This is a genomic window from Coleofasciculus sp. FACHB-712 (assembly GCF_014695635.1).
GTDB lineage: Bacteria > Cyanobacteriota > Cyanobacteriia > Cyanobacteriales > FACHB-T130 > FACHB-T130.
Genome location: NZ_JACJOQ010000376.1, coordinates 1 through 4,299, shown reverse-complemented (window position 1 = coordinate 4,299; position 4,299 = coordinate 1). Strand labels below are relative to the sequence as shown.

The following is a 4,299-nucleotide window of genomic DNA, read 5'->3' as shown; positions in this document are numbered from 1 at the left end:
TAATTAAATCTGCTCCAGAAAGATTACCCATTTTGATCGATCAGGGAGATGCCGATCAATTTCTAGGCGAACAATTACAACCCGACGTTTTTGCACAAGCTTGTGCAGAAGTCAATCATCCCCTGACTCTCCGCAAACAACCCGGTTACGATCACAGTTACTATTTCATTGCCTCATTTATCGGCGATCATTTCGCTCACCACGCTGCTGCTTTGGCTCAACCGGGCTTTTGATTACTCTAACCTAGGAAAAACCAATAATATTTTATTTACATTTCCCTACGAAGTAGATAAAAACTATCTATTTATGTGAATGCAAATTGATTTTCGCAAAAAGCTAATCGAGACATTAAATGAGAATACAAGGTGTTAAATTATCTGCCTTTGCTTTTCTTGTCGCTTTCACGCTAGTTGGTTGTTCTAAATCTACCCAAGACTTAAAAAACTCCTCCCCGCTTCCATCAAAAGCTCAACCCGAGCGAGAAGTTAAAGTTGCAAAAAAACTTAACTTTCCAGGGGTTAACGTTGCTGCGAAAAAACAGGTGATTGCCAGAGGCGGAGGAATTACTTACCCAGGTTAGGCCAATGCCAATGATAATGTGGATTACAAAACAGCAACAAATTATCCACAGCTAGGTCGATGGGGAAATGAAACGAATAATGGTAAGGGCACGTTTCAAGTTGTGGATTTGGGTTCCGTTTATCAACTTAATGGAGTCGGCTATAACATCGATTGGGATGGCGCGTTTAAGAATTCCTTGACATTTCGAGTCGAAGTATCAACAGATAACAAGTCTTGGCAGTTAGTTTCTAACATTGTTCATCCTTACGCTCCAACAACTGTTTTTAATAAACTTGATATTGATGTTGCAATCAAACCGACTGCTGCGAGATATGTCAAATATTGGGAACCACCGGACGGACAATGGAATGGTTGGGGTACTTTTCATCAACTCAGGGCTTATTCTTCAAAGTCTGTTAAACGGTAATCGCTACGCTGAACGCTCTAAGTAAAACAGAGCTATTAGATAAAGCTAAATTTTGCAAAACCAGTATGGATAGAAAACTTTCCCCAAGATACTCATAACAGCACACCTCGAAAAATAAGAGCTGATGACCCAGTGGTGTAAAATCCTAGATCCTAGAGACAGTTAACGGCGGTCAACGGAGTCTAAACACAATGGAATCACATCGGAAGCCAACAGTTGTAATCACGGGTGCCTCGTCAGGGGTTGGTTTGTACGGTGCAAAAGCGCTTGCCAAAAAGGGATGGCACGTAGTGATGGCTTGTCGGGATTTGGAGAAGGGGAAAAAAGCTGCCGAAACAGTGGAAATCCCCCAAGACAGCTACACCCTCATGCAAATTGACCTAGCTTCTTTGGAGAGCGTTCGCCAGTTCGTGAATAACTTCAGAGCTAGCGGCAAGTCCTTGGACGCTTTGGTGTGCAATGCCGCAGTTTATCTACCTTTATTAAAAGAACCTATGCGGAGCGCAGAAGGTTATGAACTGAGTGTGGCGACGAATCACCTCGGTCATTTCCTGCTGTGCAACTTGATGCTGGAGGATCTGAAAAAGTCCTCTTATCCAGATCGCAGACTTGTGATTTTGGGAACTGTGACGGCGAATCCGAAGGAGTTGGGAGGTAAGATTCCGATTCCAGCGCCTCCAGATTTAGGCAATCTCCAAGGCTTTGAAGCTGGTTTTAAAGAACCGATTGCGATGATTAACGGCAAGAAGTTTAAACCAGGCAAAGCTTACAAAGATAGCAAGCTTTGCAATGTTTTAACCATGCGGGAACTGCATCGGCGCTATCACTCTTCCACAGGCATTACCTTTAACTCCTTCTATCCGGGATGCGTTGCAGATACACCTCTGTTCCGCAACCACTATCCTCTGTTTCGGAAAATCTTCCCGCTGTTTCAAAAGAACATCACTGGGGGATACGTGTCTCAGGAGTTGGCAGGGGAAAGGGTTGCAGTGATTGTTGCCGATCCTGAATACAAGGAATCCGGGATGTATTGGAGTTGGGGAAATCGCCAGAAACCCGGTCGTCAGTCTTTTGTGCAAGAGGTTTCTGACGAAGCTAGCGATGATAACAAAGCTCAAAAGCTGTGGGATTTGAGCGCTAAGTTAGTTGGAGTAGCGTAACGAAGACTGTGCGTTAGCAAATTATTGGTCATTCTTGAATATAGCTATCTGGTTTTGATGTTGTCTGCCGAAACATCAAAACCAAGGCTAAACCTTTAATCGCAGCACTAATCGGAGGTAGAATCATTGCCCCGCCTAAAGCCGAAACTGGAATCCACCAACCCGCTCTCGAAATCTGCCGCTTCAGCAACAACCATTGTGCAGTTCCAACAATTGCTTCATTTATTGCACCTATCTTAGATAGGCTAAAAAGCTCATACGAATTACTTAGATCCAATGATATAAAGTCACTAAAAAAATCAGATAGTGCGTTTGTAGATATAGAGTAACTCGCTAGCACACATACTGGTAAAGCTACCGCTCCGCCTATAGCAGACGCTGCAATCCACAAACTCGATCTCTTAATTCGCCGCTTCAGCAACAACCATTGGAAGCAACCCAAAATAGCCCATACAATAGTCCAGCCAAAGGGAAATCCGTTGCTGCCAAAACCTCCAGTCAAAAGTGTTACAAAAAAGCCAGCAACAATCCCAAGCAAACTACCTATAGTAGATAAAGCAATCCAGCCTAACCAAAACTTCCATTCCGCACTCTTTAGCATTGCGAAGTTAGAGGAGTTATTCATAGACCTCTGTGAAAAAATTTAGATTAAAATTTTAGCCGTTTTTCCCGGCTTGGGTGTGTTAAATACATATTTATTTGCCCAGTTGTCAAATTGTTGATGGTCGCAACGAATTGTCATGCAACCAGACAGAAGTCTTGGTTTCAAGCTTTCTATAAAAGTGCTTGTACTCAACAGCAGCTTACTTCACGTCGCAACTAGACCAGCTCGGCAGAAATAACCCACCATGAAAACTCTTCCCCTGCTTCATCAACTATGTGAGGGGTGGGTAGTAAAGCTGATTGTCATTCTTTAGGTGGGTATTTTACCAAACATAAAATATAGCCTCAAAGTGAATGGCTTTGAGGCTATTCTTCTTCAAAAGATTAACGCTTGAAGTGGGACGATCGCGGCTTTTTTATGGCTGTTACTGAGCCGAACCATCCGGACTATCGGCAGCAGGGTTTTGTTGACTGCTGGATGTTGAATCTGTTGCACTCGATTCGTCTTGAGCTGGAGTGCGATCGCTCTCACTTTCGGACTGTGTGGGAGCAGTTTGTGTCGAAGGTGCTTGTTGAGCCTCAGGCTGCTTTGGCTCAGTATTGGGCACAGTAATGTTGATGTTAGGTGCCGGAGCTTGCTGTTGAGGTGCCGGAGCCTGCTGTTGAGGTGCCGGAGCTTGCTGTTGAGGAACTGGAACCAAAACATCCCTAGTTCTTTCAATGATCGTGGTTTCCTTTCTAGGAGCTTGCCTTGCTTCAGGAGCTGGCTTCGCTTCAGGAGCTGGCTTGGCATCTGGTTGTCTAGGAACCACAATATTTGGGATAACCGGAGCGGGTGCGTCATTCCGTTGGTTTAAAAAGAACCAAGTACCAGCGGCTAAGCCTACCAGCGAAGTCAGGAGCAAGCCAATTACTAAGCCACTCGCGGCATTGTTGTTATCCCGAACCGCTAAATTCTCTTCTTGGTAGCTGCGCTCGGAGACTCGCCCGCTAACGTAACCATCCCGGTAGGAGTCAGCGTTAGGTTTAACAACGCCATTATTAACTGTTTCTGTTCGCGTTACGTTGGTGTGAGTATGACCGTTAGCGTCATTGTAAGAATCCTGACGAACTTCACGGTTATAAGTTTGGTAATCCTTTGGATTAGTCATAGCTGTTGATAAACTCCAAAAAAATGTAGATAAAATAGAACCTTGAAAGTCTGTCGGCGTGACGCACTTTCTTTCAAAAAAGAATTCTTAGCTTTGTTGTAGTTTGATTCGCTACTTTTGCTTGAATTGTTTTCAGAATAACTTTTGCAAACGCACGAATGGCTCTATCTCAAGAGCGGATTGTTACTTCTATCAAAGGACTGACTGTTTCAATAACTGCTATAAGCTATTAGCGAAAGCTGATAGATATAAAACAAACTTAGTAAAGCGAAACAACTTTCAATTAAAGGCGTACCTTTACTAAATCTTTATTTTTTTATAGACAATCTTTACTGAATATTTATAGATAAAATCAACCAGTTATGCTGAGTATTAAGCCGTTTGTAGCAGTGAGCGT

6 protein-coding genes are annotated in these 4,299 nt (G+C 43.4%); 4 read left to right on the top strand and 2 right to left on the bottom strand.

Annotated elements, in window-relative coordinates:
* From H6F50_RS10410 to H6F50_RS10395, 4 genes are all read left to right on the top strand, one after another.
* Positions 1 to 233, top strand: a 233-nt coding sequence (locus tag H6F50_RS10410) for an alpha/beta hydrolase-fold protein (protein WP_242028972.1), incomplete at its 5' end; no start/stop codon positions are given.
* Positions 234 to 352: 119 nt separating this feature from the next.
* A complete protein-coding gene (locus tag H6F50_RS10405; RefSeq protein WP_190428641.1) occupies positions 353 to 580 on the top strand; it encodes a hypothetical protein in 228 nt (75 codons plus the stop codon).
* An 18-nt stretch (positions 581 to 598) separates the two neighbouring features.
* Positions 599 to 988: a discoidin domain-containing protein gene (locus H6F50_RS10400; protein WP_190428640.1), complete on the top strand. Its 390-nt coding sequence runs from the start codon at positions 599 to 601 to the stop codon at positions 986 to 988.
* Between the two features lie 191 nt (positions 989 to 1,179).
* Positions 1,180 to 2,148: a protochlorophyllide reductase gene (locus H6F50_RS10395; RefSeq protein WP_190428639.1), complete on the top strand. Its 969-nt coding sequence runs from the start codon at positions 1,180 to 1,182 to the stop codon at positions 2,146 to 2,148.
* A 28-nt stretch (positions 2,149 to 2,176) separates the two neighbouring features.
* On the opposite strand, the gene H6F50_RS10390 is transcribed toward H6F50_RS10395, so the two are convergent.
* Both H6F50_RS10390 and H6F50_RS10385 read right to left on the bottom strand, forming a co-directional pair.
* Positions 2,177 to 2,773: a hypothetical protein gene (locus H6F50_RS10390; protein ID WP_190428638.1), complete on the bottom strand. Its 597-nt coding sequence runs from the start codon at positions 2,771 to 2,773 to the stop codon at positions 2,177 to 2,179.
* Between the two features lie 403 nt (positions 2,774 to 3,176).
* The gene (locus tag H6F50_RS10385) at positions 3,177 to 3,902 is read right to left on the bottom strand and encodes a hypothetical protein (protein WP_190428637.1); all 726 of its coding nucleotides are present in this window, start codon (positions 3,900 to 3,902) and stop codon (positions 3,177 to 3,179) included.
* Positions 3,903 to 4,299 lie beyond the last annotated feature (397 nt).